Origin of the sequence: Ruegeria sp. THAF33, from assembly GCF_009363615.1 — a bacterium.
In the GTDB taxonomy this organism is placed as follows: Bacteria; Pseudomonadota; Alphaproteobacteria; order Rhodobacterales; family Rhodobacteraceae; genus Ruegeria.
Genome location: NZ_CP045384.1, coordinates 2907952 through 2924010, shown reverse-complemented (window position 1 = coordinate 2924010; position 16059 = coordinate 2907952). Strand labels below are relative to the sequence as shown.

Genomic DNA, 16059 nt, shown 5'->3' with positions numbered 1-16059 from the left:
TCATGACGCGGTCGCAAACGCGTGCTAGGCCGGACGTATGACTCGCATCCCTACCAAGCAGGAGGTCCTGGACTGGATCTCGGCGAACCCCACCCTGACCTCGAAACGCGATATCGCCAAAGCCTTTGGCATCAAGGGCGCGGATCGGATTGATCTGAAACGTATCCTCAAAGAGCTTGAGGCCGAAGGCCATCTTGAGAAGCGCAAGCGCAGTTACCGCGACCCGGATCGCCTGCCGCCGGTCAGCGTGTTGCAGGTAAAGGCGCCGAATGCCGATGGCGACCTGTTCGCGCGGCCGCTGGAATGGCATGGCGAGGGGGTCGAGCCCATCGTTCTGATCATTGCTCGCGCCAGCGACCCGGCGCTGGGCGAAGGTGATCGCATTCTGGCTCGTCTGACCGTGGTGCATGAAGAAGATCACAATTACGAAGCCCGCCTGATCCGCCGTATCGGGACGAACCCTCGTAAAATCGTGGGTATCTTCCGCAAAGGGGCTGAAGGCGGGCGGATCGTGCCGATCGACAAGGCCGGATCGACCGAATGGCTGGTGGCCGAAGGCGCTGCGCTGGGCGCCCGGGATGGCGAACTGGTCGAGGCTGAACAAGCCGGGCCGAAAAACCGCATGGGTCTGCCACGCGCGCGTATCGTAGAACGGCTGGGCGACCCGACTGCGCCCAAGGCCGTTTCGTTGATTGCGATCCATCAGCACGGCATCCCGGATGATTTCCCCGACAAGGTGATTGCCGAGGCCGACAAGGCCAAACCTGTCGGCCTGAAAGGCCGCGAGGATCTGCGGGATATGCCTTTGCTGACGATCGATCCCTCGGACGCGCGCGATCATGATGACGCCTGTTATGCCCATGCAGACGATGATCCCAAGAACCCCGGAGGGCACGTCATCTGGGTCGCCATTGCTGATGTCGCCGCCTATGTGCGGCCCGGCACCGCGCTGGACCGCGAGGCGCGCAAGCGCGGCAATTCCAGCTATTTCCCCGACCGCGTCGTGCCGATGCTGCCCGACCGTCTGTCAGGTGATCTGTGTTCGCTGCACGAAGGCGTGCCGCGCGCCTGTATCGCGGTGCGGATGCGGGTCGATGCAAACGGCAACAAGATCGACCACCGGTTCGTGCGCGGGCTGATGCGCTCGGCCGCGTCCCTGAACTATGCCGAGGTGCAAGAGGCCATCGACGGCACCCCCAATGACCGGACCGGCCCGCTGCTGGAGTCGGTTCTAAAACCGCTTTATGCTGCATATGCCGCGCTGAAAAAGGCCCGTGTTGATCGCCAGCCGCTGGAGCTGGACCTGCCGGAACGCAAGATCGTGCTGAACGACAAGGGCGAGGTCGAAAGCGTGGCTTTCCGTGACCGGCTGGACGCGCACCGGCTGATCGAGGAATTCATGATCCTGGCCAACGTGGCCGCCGCCGAGACGCTGATCGCCAAGCGCAGCCCGCTGCTGTTCCGGGTGCACGAAGAACCCGCGCCCGAAAAACTGGAAAGCCTGCGCGAGACGGCGCAGGCCGCCGGGCTGAATCTGGCCAAGGGGCAGGTGCTCCAGACCCGTCACCTGAATGCGCTGCTGAATGCCGCCGCCGGCACCGAGGATGCCGAGCTGATCAATCTCAGCACCTTGCGGTCGATGGCGCAGGCCTATTACAGCCCGGAAAACTTCGGCCATTTCGGGCTGGCGCTGCGCAACTACGCGCATTTCACCTCGCCCATCCGGCGCTATGCCGACCTGATCGTGCACCGGGCGCTGATCTCGGCCCATGGCTGGGGCAAGGACGGGCTGACCGAGGACGAAATTGCCCGGCTCGAAGAAACGGCCACGCATATTTCAGATACCGAACGCCGCTCGATGATGGCCGAGCGCGATACGACCGACCGCTATCTGGCGGCTTATCTCAGCGAACGTGTGGGCAACGAATTCACCGGTCGGATCAGTGGCATTGCCCGGTTCGGGGCCTTCGTGAAAATGGAAGAAACGGGCGCGGATGGCCTGGTGCCGGTGCGGTCTTTGGGGCGCGAATTCTTTCATTTTGATCGAGAGGCCGGAACGCTGATGGGCTCGGATTCCGGGCTGATCATCGCCATCGGCCAGCGGGTCACGGTGCGGCTGACCGAGGCGACACCTGTGACCGGCGGGTTGGAGCTGGAGCTGCTGTCCATCGACGATCAGGCGCTGCCGCGCGGGCGCGGGCCCGCCAAGCGGTCGACGCGACGCAAGGCCGCCAGCACCAAACGCAAGAAGGACAAGATCAAGCGCAAGGTCGAACGCAAGCGACGTCAAAGGTGATAGGTCAGCGCCCGGGCAATCAGCCAGCCATGGCGGGTTTCATCGATCTGGCGCGGGTCATCGAACAGGATGGCCCGGTTCCCGTCAATCCGGTCCTCGCCCGGAAAGGCCGTGGTGAAATCACCGATCAATCGGCTTTGGCAGTGCACGAACAGTGCGAAATCCGCGGATTTGTGAGCCCCCAGTCGGATCGTTGATCCTTTGGGGGCAAGATAGGCGGGCTGGCCCCAGCGCAGCTCTTCTCGCAATGGATTGGCGGCGGGCAGAGACTCTGCTGTATTCAGTATCAGATCGCGAAGCGCCAGGGCCCCCGCGCGTGCTTGCGGGGGCATGGCTTCAAAGGCCGAGGCGACCGAGGGGTCATCAAAAGGTTTCATGCAATCGGTATCGCCTGTTCCATCCGGTCTACGTAACTGTTCAACAGATTATCCTGTTTGACCCTGCGGGTCAGTGGGGTATCGGCAGGTGTTGCGCGCATGGCGGCGAGCATCGGGCCGACGCTCATATCTGCTGAAGTCGGTTGATCCGCTAGCAGGAAGCGGGATTGCCACAGATGGGCCGAGATCGCCTCGAGATCGCGTTCGACCCGGTCCATGCGCTCGGGCAACGAGAACCGGCCGATCCCTTGTGACGTGATCCCTTTCAGAACGGATTTTCGGATCGCATTGGACGCCGGCTTTCGGATCAGAGCCGGAATTCCAGTGAAAAAGGTTTCGCGAAGGATCGGCCAGACCTCGTCATTGCCCCAGCGGTCCAGAACGATGTGGAAATACAGATGCTCTTCGGCCATTCGTACCAGCGCGCGGGATTGCGCTTTTTCCACATCCGAAAGCCCCTGATCGAACTCCGCCCCCTTCTGTTCCAGCCAATCGCGGATCAGATCGCTGTCTGGTATCAACCGCTCTGGCGTGCGCAGCACTGGCAGTTTTTGATGCGGCATCCTGCGCGGGTCAAGCATGTCCGAACGCTGCCAGACTTGACCGGAGTGCTGAAGCATCAAGGCTGTCTTGACGCAGAACGGACTGGCGCTGAACAGTCCGAAGGCGGAAGGATAGGTGAGAAGGGTCAGCATCGCATGGCTCCGTGTTTTTGACGTGCCGAATGAGTAAACCGGCCTGATGACAGTTTTTGTCATTAGGGATAGGTTAGTGTTCATCATGTCCCGCACCGCCCGATTGTTCCAACTGATGCAAGCCCTGCGTTCTGGCCCATCGCCCAGAACGTCTGAACAACTGGCGCAGGATCTGGGTGTGTCTGCCAGAACGATACACAGGGATATTGACGCGCTGCGTGGTCTGGGGGCCGTTATTGACGGTGAGGCAGGGTTTGGGTTCACCCTGATCGAAGATGCCACATTGCCGCCATTGGGTTTCACCGATGACGAGCTTGAGGCCCTGGTTCTTGGCCTGCGCGAAGTTCAGGTGATTGGTGACCCGGCCTTGTCAGATGCAGCCAGCGCCGCCCTGCGGAAATTGCAGGGGCGATTGCCACAGCGACAGTCCCATCGGCTGAGCCACGCGGTTCTGGCGGCAACGCGGTTCAATCGCCCGCCCGCGCCGACCATCGACGTGGCCATTTTGCGGCAGGCGACGTGGGACGAACGCGCGATCGAGTTCTCGTATACGGACGCAAAAGGCGATGCCACACAAAGACGGGTCAACCCGCTGAGCATCGTCTATATGGATCGATCAAATGTGTTGCTCGGCTGGTGCCACCTGAGACAGGATTTTCGCGTCTTCCGGTTGGATCGCATGCAAGACATGTCCGTGACAGATCAAAGCTTTAGACCGAACCGGGTGCCCATGCTGCGCGAAGTTTTGGCGCAAATCCGCGCAGCGCACGACGCGCAAGAACGCGATGAGGGTGCCTGAGACTTTGTGATTCGCCGATTTTGCGCTACTCTGAGGTCGAGCAGTAATCAGGAAAAATCGGAATGCAAAAATGCGTAGGCGGCGTCATGACCGTCGCATTGTGGGCATCCATGGTGCAGGCGGACATATCAGAAAAAACGACTTGGCCAGACAGTGCAGTGTCCGGCAAAACGATACAGCTGGTCTCGGCGGATGTGGCGGTTTCGATCCGTCCGGTCCCGCGCCCGGCGGTTGAGGCTTTGCGGGTGTCCGCGGCCGTGACCGCACGGTTTCAGGCCTGGCTCGGCGCGTTTCAGGAGCGCGCGAAGCAGCAGGGTATATCGGAAAGAACATTGAACAGGGTGTTCTCGGACATGATCTTTGACGAGGACATCCTGAAAAAAGACCGCAATCAGGCTGAATTTTCGAAACCGATCTGGGAGTATCTGGATTCCGCCGTCTCGGACATGCGCGTTTCCAATGGTCGTGCCGCGATGCAACGATATCGGCAGGTGTTGCAGCAAATCGAGGCGGAATATGGCGTTGAAAAGGAAGTGGTCACGGCAATCTGGGGGCTGGAAACATCATTCGGCTCTTATCGTGGCAGCAACCGGACGCTGAGTTCCTTGGCGACACTGGCCTTTGATGCACGGCGGGCGCAGTTCTTTGAAACGCAGTTGATCGCCGCCCTGAGGATCGTGCAGGCAGGCGATGTCAGCGCCAAAAACATGCTGGGCAGTTGGGCAGGTGCGATGGGGCACACGCAGTTCATGCCAACCTCGTATCTGGATCACGCGGTTGATTTCGATGGCGATGGTCGGCGTGACATCTGGTCGGATGATCCGACGGATGCGCTGGCCTCGGCCGCGTCCTATCTGGCGCGGCACGGTTGGAAAAAGGGGCAGCCCTGGGGCGTCGAGGTGCTCCTGCCCGAAGGGTTCGACTATGCCACCGCCAAACGGGACTACACCCTGCTGCCGTCAGAATGGGCGGCGCGCGGCGTGGTGGGGCGTGACGGCAAACCGGTCCCGGATCACGGGCAAGCCGCAATCCTTTTGCCCGCCGGGGGGCAGGGTGTGGCGCTGATGATTTTCGACAATTTCAGCGTGATCGAGGCCTATAACGGGGCCGACGCTTACGTGATCGGTATCGGGCACCTGTCCGACCGGCTTGCGGGTGGCGCACCGTTTCAGTCCGACTGGCCCCGAGGTGAGCGGGCGCTGAGCTTCACCGAGAAGAAAGAGCTGCAAACCCGCCTGACCAATGCGGGGTTCGATACAAAGGGTATCGATGGGCGTACGGGGCCGAATACCATCAATGCGGTTCGCGCCTACCAACTGGCGCAGGGTTTGGTGCCGGACGGCTATCCAACTGCGACACTTTTGGAGCGGCTGCGGTGAACGACAAGAGGCGACCCAGACGGGCCGCCCCTTTGTAGAAGCCTTTTTCTGAACTCAGGATGCGGCTTTCATCAGCCCCTGCGCGATGATTTCCGCCTGTGCTTCGTCCAGAGATTTGTAAATCCGCACGAACATCTCGTCGATATCCGCCGGGGTCAGGATCAGCGGCGGCGAGATGATCATGCGGTCGCCCACATGACGCATGATCAGATTGTTGGCAAAGCAACGGTCACGGCAGATATAGCCGACCGTGCCGGGCTCGGACGCGAATTTGGCGCGGCTGGCTTTGTCAGGTGTCAGAGCGATGGAGGCCATCATTCCGACGATCTTCGCCTCACCCACCAGCGGGTGATCGGCCAGCGCCTCCCATTTCTGTTTCAGATAGGGGGCGGCAACATCGCGCACATGCTCGACGATCTTCTCTTCTTCCAAAATGCGCAGGTTCTCAAGCGCCACGGCGGCGGCGACGGGGTGGCCGGAATAGGTGTACCCGTGGTTGAATTCCGTCCCGCCAATCACTTCGGCGATCTCGTCATTCACGATGGACCCGCCGATCGGCGCATAGCCCGAGCTGAGCCCCTTGGCGATGGTCATGATATGCGGTTTGATGCCCACGGTTTGCGATCCGAACCAGTTGCCGGTTCGGCCGAACCCACAGATCACCTCGTCTGCAATCAACAGGATATCGTATTTGTCACAGATGCGCTGAATTTCCGGCCAGTAGGTATCGGGCGCCACGATCACGCCGCCTGCACCCTGAACCGGCTCGGCGATGAAGGCCGCGACACGGTCCTCGCCCAGCTCCTGTATGGCCTCTTCCAGCTCGCGCGCGCGGGCCAGGCCGAATTCCTCGGGCGACATGTCGCCGCCTTCGGCCCACCAGTTGGGTTGGTTGATATGGTGAATGTTCGGGATCGGAATGCCGCCCTGCGCGTGCATGCCTGCCATGCCGCCCAGCGAAGCCGACCCGACGGAAGACCCGTGATACGCGTTTTTCCTGCTGATGATGATGTTTTTGTCCGGCTGCCCCTTCTCGGCCCAGTATGTGCGCACGAGGCGGATATTGGTGTCGTTTGCCTCGGACCCGCCAGCTGCGAAAAAGACATGGTTCAGATCACCTGGTGCCAGTTCGGCGATTTTGGCCGCCAGTGCGATTGCCGGCACATGGGTCGTCTTGAAGAAGGTGTTGTAGTAGGGCAGTTCGCGCATCTGACGCGCCGCGACATCGGCCAGCTCATCGCGGCCATAACCGATGTTGACGCACCAAAGACCTGCCATTGCGTCCAGAATTTCCTCACCTTCGCTGTCGGTCAGGTAAACCCCGCTGGCGCGTGTAATCACGCGGGCCCCTTCCTGCCCCAGCGCACCATTGGCCGAGAAAGGATGGATGTGATGCGCCGCATCCAGCGCCTGCAACTCGGCGGTCGGCATATGGTTGGTTATGGTGGACATCGGAGAATCTCCTACAAGAACGCGGTTGCGGATCACAATATGATCAAATTCATCGCTGTCAATCGAATCAGGCTGAGTTAAGCGGAAGTCAGGGCGTCCGACATCAATTCCATGCCTTGCTCAATGTCCTGAGCCGTTGCCTTTGCCGCTTTTTCGGCGTCGCCTTCGCGCAAGGCTGAAATGATATCCTTGTGCCGATCCGGCAGGCTTTGAGTCCCGAATCGACCACACACGACACGCAGCGAAGGGCCGAACCGCAACCAAAGCCTTTCGGCGAGATCACTGAGAATCGGTGCGTTTGCATGAGAGTACAGCGTTTCGTGGAACGCCTGGTTCAGGCGCAGATATCCGCCCACATCCCCGTCGGCAATCATACGGTCCAAATGGGTATCCAGCAGCTCGAGATGATCGATGTCCTCGGCTTGCAAATTCGACGTCGCGCGCCTTGAAAGCTCTGATTCTATTGAGGTTCTGGCAAAGATCATTTCCTGAATATCGCCCGGGGACAGCAGCGGCACGCTTACACGCCGATTGCCCTGGAACACCAATGCCCCGTCCGAGATCAACCGGCGGATGGCTTCGCGCACCGGTGTCATGCCAACACCCAGCGAATCAGTCAGGCCCTGGATCGTGACAGGCTGGCCCGGAACCAATTCGCCGAATAGGATCTGTGATCTGAGCGTTTGATAAACCTGCTCATGCGCGGGCTGTTTCCCTTTGTCGATTGTCGACGCAGATGCCTTATTTTTGATCAAATCCAATTGGTTCTTCCCATTTCGACTAACCCTGACTTGTCAGGTGACAGACCTCGTGAAACCATACGCTGGATCGAGGAAAAACGCAAAACTTGATCAAATCCAAAAAAACGGGAAAATAGCCGTACACTTGCAGGGAGAAGAATATGACAATCAAAACGCTGACCATGACAGCGGTCATCGCATTGGGGACTTCGGCGGCATTCGCCGAAGAGGTGCGTGTTTACAACTGGTCTGACTATATCGACGAAGATTTGCTGAGCAAATTCGAGGAAGAAACCGGTCTGACCCTGATTTACGATGTGTTCGACAGCAATGAGGTTCTGGAAACCAAGATGCTGGCCGGTGGTTCGGGATACGATGTGGTGGTGCCGTCGGGCACATTCCTGCAACGCCAGATTCAGGCGGGCGCATTTCAGGAACTGGACATGGCCAAGTTGCCGAATGCGGTAAATCTGTGGGACGTGATTCAGGAGCGTACCGCAGGGTATGATCCGAACAATGCCTACTCGATCAACTACATGTGGGGAACGACGGGCATCGGCGTGAACGTCGACAAGGTCAGGGAAGTCTTGGGTGACGATGTGGCCCTGAACAGCATGGATTTGGTTCTGAAGCCGGAGAATATGGAAAAGCTGGCCTCGTGTGGCGTTCACTTCCTTGATGCGCCAGCCGAAATGATACCGATGACCTTGCAGTACATCGGTGAAGACCCCGACAGCCATGACCCGGAAGTGATCAAGAAGGTCGAAGACGTTCTGACAAGCGTTCGCCCCTACATCCAGAAATTTCACAGTTCGGAATACATCAACGCGCTGGCCAATGGCGATATTTGCGTAGCCGTGGGGTGGTCCGGTGATATTTTGCAGGCGCGGGACCGCGCGGCCGAAGCCGACAACGGTGTGAACATCGAATACCACCCGTTCGCAGAAGGGTCGTTGATGTGGTTCGACCAGATGGCAATTCCCGCCGACGCGCCGAATCCGGAAGGTGCGCACAAATTCCTGAATTTCATTCTGGATGCCAACAACATGGCTGCTGCGTCCAACTACGTGTACTACGCCAACGGCAACAAGGCGTCTCAGGAATTTCTTGAGGAAGACGTGATCGGCGATCCGGCAATTTATCCGGATGAAGCCACGATGCAGAACCTGTACATCACGACTCCGTACCCCGCGAAGACACAGCGGGTCGTGACCCGTCTTTGGACCAAGATCAAGTCAGGCACCTGATCCGGTCAAAAGCGCGGGGCGGTCTGGCGATCGCCCCGCCGCACTATTGTCCAAACTGACCATGCGGGGGCTGCTTTGAGTTCTGACGTTTTTGCGCCGTGGAATGACCCACAGGCGAAACCCTTGATCCAGTTCCAGAACGTGACCAAGCGCTTTGGCGAGTTCACGGCGATCGACAACCTGTCTCTGGATATTTTCGAACGTGAGTTTTTTGCCCTGCTCGGCCCTTCAGGGTGCGGCAAAACAACGATGATGCGGATGCTGGCCGGGTTCGAGACCCCGACCGAAGGCCATATCCTGCTGGGCGGGCAGGATATCGACCCCATCCCGCCGAACAAGCGGGCCGTGAACATGATGTTCCAGTCCTATGCCCTGTTCCCGCATCTGAGTGTCTGGGAAAACATCGCTTTCGGTCTGCGCCGAGACAACATGCCCAAGCACGATCTGGAAGACCGGGTCGAAGAGATGCTGCGCCTGACCCGGCTGGAACAGTTCGCCCGTCGCAAACCGCATCAGATCTCGGGCGGTCAGAGGCAGCGCGTCGCGCTGGCGCGCTCGTTGGCCAAAGCGCCCAAGCTTCTGCTGCTGGATGAACCGCTGGGGGCGTTGGACAAGAAGCTGCGTCAGGATACCCAGTTCGAATTGATGGATATCCAGGAAAAGACCGGCACCACCTTTGTCATCGTCACCCATGATCAGGAAGAGGCGATGACAGTTGCCACCCGCGTCGCGGTGATGGATCAGGGCCAGTTAAAGCAAGTGGCCACCCCGGATCGGATCTATGAAAACCCTGAATCTGTTTATGTCGCTGACTTTATCGGAGATGTGAACATCATCGAAGGCCGCGCGACTCCATCCGGAGAGGACGCCTATCAGATCGCATGGGCCGAAGGTCAGGCCCCGTTTTCGGCGTCTTCGCCTGCTGTTTTCTCAGACGGTCAGTCCTGCCATCTGGCGATCCGCCCCGAGAAAGTGACAATCTCTGCCGAACGGCCCGTCGATGCGGTCAACGCCGTGCAGGGCAAGGTTCACGACATTGCCTATCTGGGCAATCTGTCCACCTATCACGTTGAATTGGCAAACGGCACAATCATCAAGGCGCAGACGGCCAACACCCGCCGCATCTCGCGCCGATCTTTCACCTGGGAAGACCCGGTCTGGCTGTCCTGGACAGCCACGGCTGCGGTTCTGCTGGCCAACTGATGCGCCGCGCCGTTCTGATCGCCATTCCTTACGTCTGGCTGTTGGCCCTGTTTCTGGTGCCGTTCTTCATCGTTCTGAAGATTTCGCTTTCGGATACCGCGCTTGCCATCCCGCCCTATACCCCGACTTTGGACCTGTCAGCCGGTTGGGCGGGGATAAAGGAGTTTTTCAGCCAGCTTGATCTGGAGAATTATGTCTGGCTGACCGAGGACGACCTGTATTGGAAAGCCTACCTGTCCAGCGTCAAGATCGCTTTGATTTCGACATTCCTGACACTGCTGGTAGGTTATCCCATTGCCTACGGCATGGCCCGCGCGCCTCAGGAATGGCGACCGACACTGATGATGCTGGTCATCCTGCCCTTCTGGACCTCGTTCCTGATCCGGGTTTACGCTTGGATGGGCATTCTGTCGAACGAAGGGTATCTCAACCAGATCTTACTGTGGACCGGCATCATCTCGACCCCGCTGACGATCCTGAACACGTCAACTGCCGTCTATATCGGCATCGTCTACACCTATCTGCCTTTCATGATCCTGCCGATCTATTCTGCGTTGGAACGGTTGGACGGATCATTGATCGAAGCGGCCGAGGATCTGGGGTGTTCGCGTTTGCAGGCCTTCTGGCTGGTGACCATCCCGCTGTCCAAACCCGGCATCATTGCAGGGTGTTTCCTGGTGATGATCCCCGTGATCGGTGAATTCGTGATCCCATCCCTTCTGGGTGGTTCCGGTACGCTGATGATCGGCAAGGTTCTGTGGGAAGAGTTCTTTTCGAACCGTGACTGGCCGGTGGCAAGTGCGGTGGCCATCGTGCTGCTGCTGATCCTCGTCATTCCCATCGTGCTGTTCCAGCGCAACCAGCAGAAACAGGCGGAGGCCGAGGGATGAACAGATTGAGCTGGTTCAACACGGTTTCGCTGACGCTGGGTTTTGCGTTTCTGTACATCCCGATGATCATCCTGATCGTCTTCAGCTTCAACGAAAGCAAGCTGGTCACGGTCTGGGCCGGGTTTTCGACGAAATGGTACGGAGAGCTGCTTCGGAACGAAGCGTTCCTTGATGCTGCCTGGGTCACGATCCGGGTCGCGGTCTTTTCGTCGACGCTGGCGACTATTCTGGGAACGGCCGCCGCTTATGTGCTGGTCCGCAGCGGGCGTTTCTTTGGTCGGACACTGTTTTCCGGCATGATCTATGCACCGCTGGTCATGCCCGAAGTGATCACCGGCCTGTCGCTGCTTTTGCTGTTTATCGGCATCGGCCTGGATCGGGGTATTCTGACAATCGTTCTGGCGCATACGACCTTTTCGATGTGTTTCGTTTCCGTTGTCGTATCCTCGCGCCTCATCACCTTTGACCGCTCGCTGGAAGAGGCTGCGCTGGACCTTGGGTGTTCGCCCGCGCAAGCCTTCCGTCTTGTCACCCTGCCGATCATCGCACCTGCTGTAATCTCGGGCTGGTTGCTGGCCTTCACCTTGTCACTTGATGATCTGGTGATTGCATCCTTCACTTCGGGGCCGTCAGCGACGACATTGCCGATCAAGATATTCTCGGCCGTGCGCCTTGGCGTCAGCCCGGAAATCAACGCGTTGTCGACGATCATGATCGCTGTGGTGACGGTCGGGGTAATCACGGCCTCGCTTGTGACCAAACGCGCGATGGTACGTCAGCAGCAGGACGAAATGGCCGCAGCGCGCACCGAATGAAGCGGGTTTTTCCAGACTACGCCTATGGCAGCGAACCTCGCGACGGCTGTTGGTGGGACGAAACTGTTGCCAGCCCGGATTGGCCAGAGTTCCAAGGCCACATGCATGTGGATGTGGCCGTCATTGGCGGCGGATTTACAGGCGTTTCGGCTGCCCTGCATTTGGCTGAAAATGCTTCGGTTGCGGTGTTCGAAGCCGGCGCACCGGGGTGGGGTGCCTCGGGCCGCAATGGCGGGTTTTGCTGTCTAGGCGGGTCAAAACTTGGCCACGCATCCATGCAGCGCCGATTTGGCCGCGACGCCGCTTTGGACTATGCGGCAGCGGAACAGGAATCGGTCCGACTGGTCGCCGATCTGCTGGCACGACATCAGATCGATGCGGATACGCACTCCAGCGGGGAAACCCAGCTGGCGCATTCCAGGCGGGCGATGGACATGCTGCGCCGCAATGCCGACGAGGCGGGAACCCTGCACGAAGCCAGAGACCTGCCCGCGAAGGGCATGGGTGGCGCGTTTCATGGTGGATACACATCGCCGGTTGGTTTCGGGTTGAACCCTCGCAAATACCTGTTTGGGATTGCCCGAGCCGCCGAAGCAATGGGCGCGTATCTGTTCCGGAATTCCCCGGTTCTGAGCGTTGAAAAAACGGCGTCCGGCTTTGTGTTGCAAACACAGAGCGGGACAGTCAAAGCGCAGGCGGTTTTGGTGTGTACCAACGGCTATTCCAGCGAGGATATCCCGGCCTGGATGTCCGGACGATACATGCCTGCTCAGTCGACCGTCATGGTAACGCGACCCCTTGGTCGAACCGAACAGATGGCACAGGGATGGACATCTGATCAGATGTGCTATGATACGCGCAATCTGTTGCACTATTTCCGCCTGATGCCGGACGGGCGCTTTCTGTTTGGTATGCGGGGCGGCCTGTGGTCATCGGCCGAGGCTGAAGCAGCCATTCGGCGAAAGGTTCAGCAGGATTTCAAACATATGTTTCCTGCTTGGTCGACGGTCGAGGTCACTCATATCTGGTCCGGTTTGGTGTGCCTGTCGCGGGCCCTGACACCTTTTGTCGGCCCCGTTCCGGATCAACCGGGGATGTTTGCCGGTTTTGCATATCACGGCAATGGCGTCGCCATGGGCACGTATTGCGGTCGAGCATTGGCGCGGTTGGTTCTGGGGCAGGACGCCAGGCTGCCGGTCGTGATGATGCAAACACCGGGTCGGTTTCCTTTGGGTCGCTGGCGCCGTGTGCTCATGCCGCCAGCCTACGCCATGCTGGCGCTGGCCGACCTGCGATGAGGCGGGGCGTTACAGAATTGCGGTTTCCAAGTTCAACCCTGTCGCGTAATCGGGCGCACCATTTTCAGCGCGCCAGAGGCAATACGTCGCCATGCGCCACGCATACCATGGCCTGAGTTGTTCATAGCGCGCGACGATTTCGGGCCTGCCGTAGGCCGAAAGAAACTGGTCTTCCTCTTTCTTCGACAGCGGTGAGCCTCGGTAAAGCTGCTGCATTGCAGGCGACAAAAACAGCGCAAGGTCTTCGCAGGGATCGCCCAGGGCCGGGCATTGCCAGTCGATCAAGGTCAGACCACCGGTCGCCACCAGGATATTGCCTGCCACGGGGTCGCCATGGATCAGGCACGTCTGTTGCGTGGGTGCGACCGAATTTGATGGTTGCAAATCAGCGAGTTTGTCGCGCCCGTTTGACGTACAGCCTTGCAGAATTCTTTTTCCATGAGCGCGCAAGTCTGCGCTGCCATTGCATCCGGCTGGCGCCTGGACGGCAATGGGCAGGGTATGAAGCTTGCGCAGCAAGGCGCCAACCTGTGCTGAATCCTGCCGCCAGGGGGCTCCGGGGGCGTGGTCGTAAAACACCCAACGGGCTTCTTTGTATTGCCCTGTGGCCCGCAGCCTTGGCACGAAGCCCGTGGTGCCAAGCGCCTTCAGGCATAGGGCCTCCAACTCTGCATCATTGCGAAACAAAGGATTGCGTAATGCCGTGCTGTAGAGTTTCAGGACTTTGTCACTGTCGCGGCCCTTGACCTTCCACACCTTGTTGGTGCGCCCGCCATACAAGGTCGCGAACCGAGGATGCGCGTTGACCAATCTTTGCGCGTGAAGATGGTCAACCAGATCACGAGGGGGGGCAGGCAGGTCGGGCAGAGGTTCCATCACTTCTTATGGCGAGTCGATTTGCCAAGGTTTGGCCCGTCCCGCCCGACAGATCAAGCACCTGTTCGGACTGCGGTGACCTGAGTTGCGGGAATCACCTGACCGCCCTGCAAGGTCAGCAAAACAGCGTCGTCGCCAACCTGTGCTTCGACGACGCGATTGTAGGCGGCGACAGGTTTTTCAGAGAGCAACTTGTCGCCCTTGTAGCTTTCCAGGGTTGCGGTGTAGTTGCCTGATGCCAATGGATTGCCTGAAGAATCCACTCCGGCCCAAACAAACTCCTCGGTTGTCGTGGGCACGGTGACATTATCGATTACCGTGCCATCACTGTCGCGGATAACCAATTTCGTCGCGTCCGCATCAGGGTCGGCCTGGGCGAACAATGTCACGGGCTGGCCGTCAAAGTGAAAGGCTGACGTCGAGCGGACGTCCATGCCCACCCAGCTTGCAAGCTCGTTCAGTTTCGTGCCGCCCAATGCGGTGGCCAGGTTGGACAAGAGGTCATTGGTCTGGACTTGTTGCTCGACCATCGAGAACTGCGCCAGCTGAGACGCATATTCGGTCGAATCCATCGGCTCCAACGGATCCTGATTCTTTGCCTGCGCCGTTAGCATCAGCAAGAATGTCTCAAAGTCCGACGTAATCGCGGAATTCTGAGATGCCCCGGCCTTTTGTTGATCCGCAACGGGCTGCGTGGTGTTGACAGGCGTAATCATTTGTCAAAACCTCATGTCGATGCCCCGGCCCGAGGCCAGATACTGTGTGTGGGAAGTTGTGTGATCGATCCGTTCATGCGGCGCAGCTTCTGAATGTGAAGGGGATTGTGTGTCAGCGTCGTTTGCATCCTTTTGATGTGCGCCAGAACCCCAAGAGGTTCCCAGATCAAAGCTCAGATCCCCATAACCCAGCTTCTGAAACTCTTCTGTCAGAACGGATAAATGACGCCGCATTAAATCGAGGGTTTCCGGGCGCTCGGTCGCAATGGTGATTTGCAGGCCGTCCTCCCGGCCGTTCAGAACAATCGACACACGTCCAAGCTCTTCCGGATTCAACGCTATTTCCGTTGCTCCTGATCCGGTGCGGGTCTGGACGGCTACCGACAGCTGACCAGCAATCGCCCGGGCGATTTCCGCTCGGGCGGCAGTGGACGGAGCCGTGAGTTGAGGCACGGACTCGCGCGAGGTCAGCGGCAAAGGTTCCTCTCTGGCGGCAGGCAGGGCCTCAGCCTCGACTACGGGTGCCACGGGTTCGGCTTCGACGGCAGTTGCCATCAGCTGAAGCTGCGCCACCGAGGGCGCCCGGTCAGGCGCTGACGGTTTGGGCGTCAGAATGTTCACTTCGGGCAACGGCTTCTTTTCAGGGTCCAGCGGGAGGGGGACGGCCCCCGTTTGTTCGACCGTGCCTTTGGGCTTTGCAAGCTGATCAAACATCTGGCCGATTTCGGTCATGGCAGTCACGTGCACAGGTTGGGGCGTCGGACCCTGCACCTTCTGCGAGAGCGCCGGAATCGGGGAAGGTGTGTCGCTTTGCGTGGGCAAACCTATTGGTACCGATGCCGGTGATTGGTTCGGCGTTTCAGAGGGTGCTTGATTTACCTCCGCCACCCGAACCGGCATCATCGTTACCTCGTCCAAGCCGGGGGTTTCGAGGAATGCAGAAGGGGTTTTCTGTTCGCCGGTGCGTTCTGAAATCTGGGTGGGATGGGCCGTTGCAGATGCCTCGGCCGTTGTCTCCGGCACAGGCTCGGGCTCTGCTTCGACATTTTTCAGCTCGGCACTGATGGCAGCGTTTTCGCCTTCTGGGTGGCCGGTGGCACCAACCTCTTGCCCGAGGACATCCTGAAAGCTCTCCGATCCGGTGTTTTGGCCCGGAGCCTTACGAGATGTGACGGCTTTCTCGGGTGTGGTCGGCGTTGCGTTCGCCAGCGTTAGGGGGTTGGGCATTTTGCTCCGGCTCCGTGTGATTGGTCGGAACACTGCCTGTAGGAAGTTA

At 59.1% G+C, this 16059-nt stretch carries 15 protein-coding genes; 8 read left to right on the top strand and 7 right to left on the bottom strand.

Annotated elements, in window-relative coordinates; all coding sequences use genetic code 11:
• Positions 1 to 37: 37 nt before the first annotated feature.
• Positions 38 to 2296, top strand: coding sequence for a ribonuclease R (gene rnr, locus FIU92_RS14645; RefSeq protein ID WP_152459310.1), 2259 nt, complete (start codon positions 38 to 40; stop codon positions 2294 to 2296).
• Here rnr and FIU92_RS14640 read toward each other — a convergent pair.
• Together FIU92_RS14640 and FIU92_RS14635 are read right to left on the bottom strand one after the other, a co-directional pair.
• A complete protein-coding gene (locus FIU92_RS14640) occupies positions 2287 to 2673 on the bottom strand; it encodes a DUF1801 domain-containing protein (RefSeq protein ID WP_152459309.1) in 387 nt (128 codons plus the stop codon). The genes rnr and FIU92_RS14640 overlap by 10 nt on opposite strands.
• Positions 2670 to 3368 (bottom strand): glutathione S-transferase family protein, encoded by a 699-nt coding sequence (locus FIU92_RS14635; RefSeq protein WP_152459308.1) that lies wholly within the window; start codon positions 3366 to 3368, stop codon positions 2670 to 2672. Before FIU92_RS14635 ends, FIU92_RS14640 begins: the two co-directional genes overlap by 4 nt.
• A gap of 85 nt (positions 3369 to 3453) precedes the next feature.
• On the opposite strand from FIU92_RS14635, the gene FIU92_RS14630 reads away from it, so the two are divergent.
• Positions 3454 to 4167, top strand: coding sequence for a YafY family protein (locus tag FIU92_RS14630; RefSeq protein WP_152459307.1), 714 nt, complete (start codon positions 3454 to 3456; stop codon positions 4165 to 4167).
• Positions 4168 to 4229: 62 nt separating this feature from the next.
• Positions 4230 to 5546, top strand: coding sequence for a lytic murein transglycosylase (locus FIU92_RS14625; RefSeq protein WP_152459306.1), 1317 nt, complete (start codon positions 4230 to 4232; stop codon positions 5544 to 5546).
• Between the two features lie 54 nt (positions 5547 to 5600).
• Here FIU92_RS14625 and FIU92_RS14620 read toward each other — a convergent pair whose 3' ends face one another.
• Together FIU92_RS14620 and FIU92_RS14615 are read right to left on the bottom strand one after the other, a co-directional pair.
• A complete protein-coding gene (locus tag FIU92_RS14620) occupies positions 5601 to 6998 on the bottom strand; it encodes an aspartate aminotransferase family protein (protein ID WP_152459305.1) in 1398 nt (465 codons plus the stop codon).
• 77 nt (positions 6999 to 7075) lie between these two features.
• Positions 7076 to 7759 (bottom strand): GntR family transcriptional regulator, encoded by a 684-nt coding sequence (locus tag FIU92_RS14615; protein WP_152459304.1) that lies wholly within the window; start codon positions 7757 to 7759, stop codon positions 7076 to 7078.
• 140 nt (positions 7760 to 7899) lie between these two features.
• Here FIU92_RS14615 and FIU92_RS14610 point away from each other — a divergent pair, with 140 nt between their 5' ends.
• From FIU92_RS14610 to FIU92_RS14590, 5 genes are all read left to right on the top strand, one after another.
• Positions 7900 to 8985: a polyamine ABC transporter substrate-binding protein gene (locus FIU92_RS14610; protein WP_152459303.1), complete on the top strand. Its 1086-nt coding sequence runs from the start codon at positions 7900 to 7902 to the stop codon at positions 8983 to 8985.
• 75 nt (positions 8986 to 9060) lie between these two features.
• Positions 9061 to 10188: an ABC transporter ATP-binding protein gene (locus FIU92_RS14605; RefSeq protein ID WP_152459302.1), complete on the top strand. Its 1128-nt coding sequence runs from the start codon at positions 9061 to 9063 to the stop codon at positions 10186 to 10188.
• Complete coding sequence (locus FIU92_RS14600; protein WP_152459301.1) at positions 10188 to 11078, top strand: ABC transporter permease subunit; 891 nt, start codon at positions 10188 to 10190, stop codon at positions 11076 to 11078. The genes FIU92_RS14605 and FIU92_RS14600 overlap by 1 nt, the downstream gene beginning before the upstream one ends.
• A complete protein-coding gene (locus FIU92_RS14595) occupies positions 11075 to 11893 on the top strand; it encodes an ABC transporter permease (protein ID WP_152459300.1) in 819 nt (272 codons plus the stop codon). Before FIU92_RS14600 ends, FIU92_RS14595 begins: the two co-directional genes overlap by 4 nt.
• Positions 11890 to 13191, top strand: a complete 1302-nt coding sequence (locus FIU92_RS14590) for an FAD-binding oxidoreductase (RefSeq protein WP_152459299.1) — start codon at positions 11890 to 11892, stop codon at positions 13189 to 13191. The genes FIU92_RS14595 and FIU92_RS14590 overlap by 4 nt, the downstream gene beginning before the upstream one ends.
• A 9-nt stretch (positions 13192 to 13200) precedes the next feature.
• Here FIU92_RS14590 and FIU92_RS14585 read toward each other — a convergent pair whose 3' ends face one another.
• From FIU92_RS14585 to FIU92_RS14575, 3 genes are read right to left on the bottom strand one after another with little or no spacing between them, the layout of a single operon-like run.
• Entirely contained in the window at positions 13201 to 14067 is an 867-nt protein-coding gene (locus FIU92_RS14585; RefSeq protein ID WP_152459298.1) for a phosphotransferase, read from the bottom strand.
• A gap of 53 nt (positions 14068 to 14120) precedes the next feature.
• Complete coding sequence (locus FIU92_RS14580; protein WP_152459297.1) at positions 14121 to 14783, bottom strand: flagellar hook capping FlgD N-terminal domain-containing protein; 663 nt, start codon at positions 14781 to 14783, stop codon at positions 14121 to 14123.
• A gap of 3 nt (positions 14784 to 14786) precedes the next feature.
• A complete protein-coding gene (locus tag FIU92_RS14575; protein WP_152459296.1) occupies positions 14787 to 16010 on the bottom strand; it encodes a flagellar hook-length control protein FliK in 1224 nt (407 codons plus the stop codon).
• Positions 16011 to 16059: the final 49 nt, after the last annotated feature.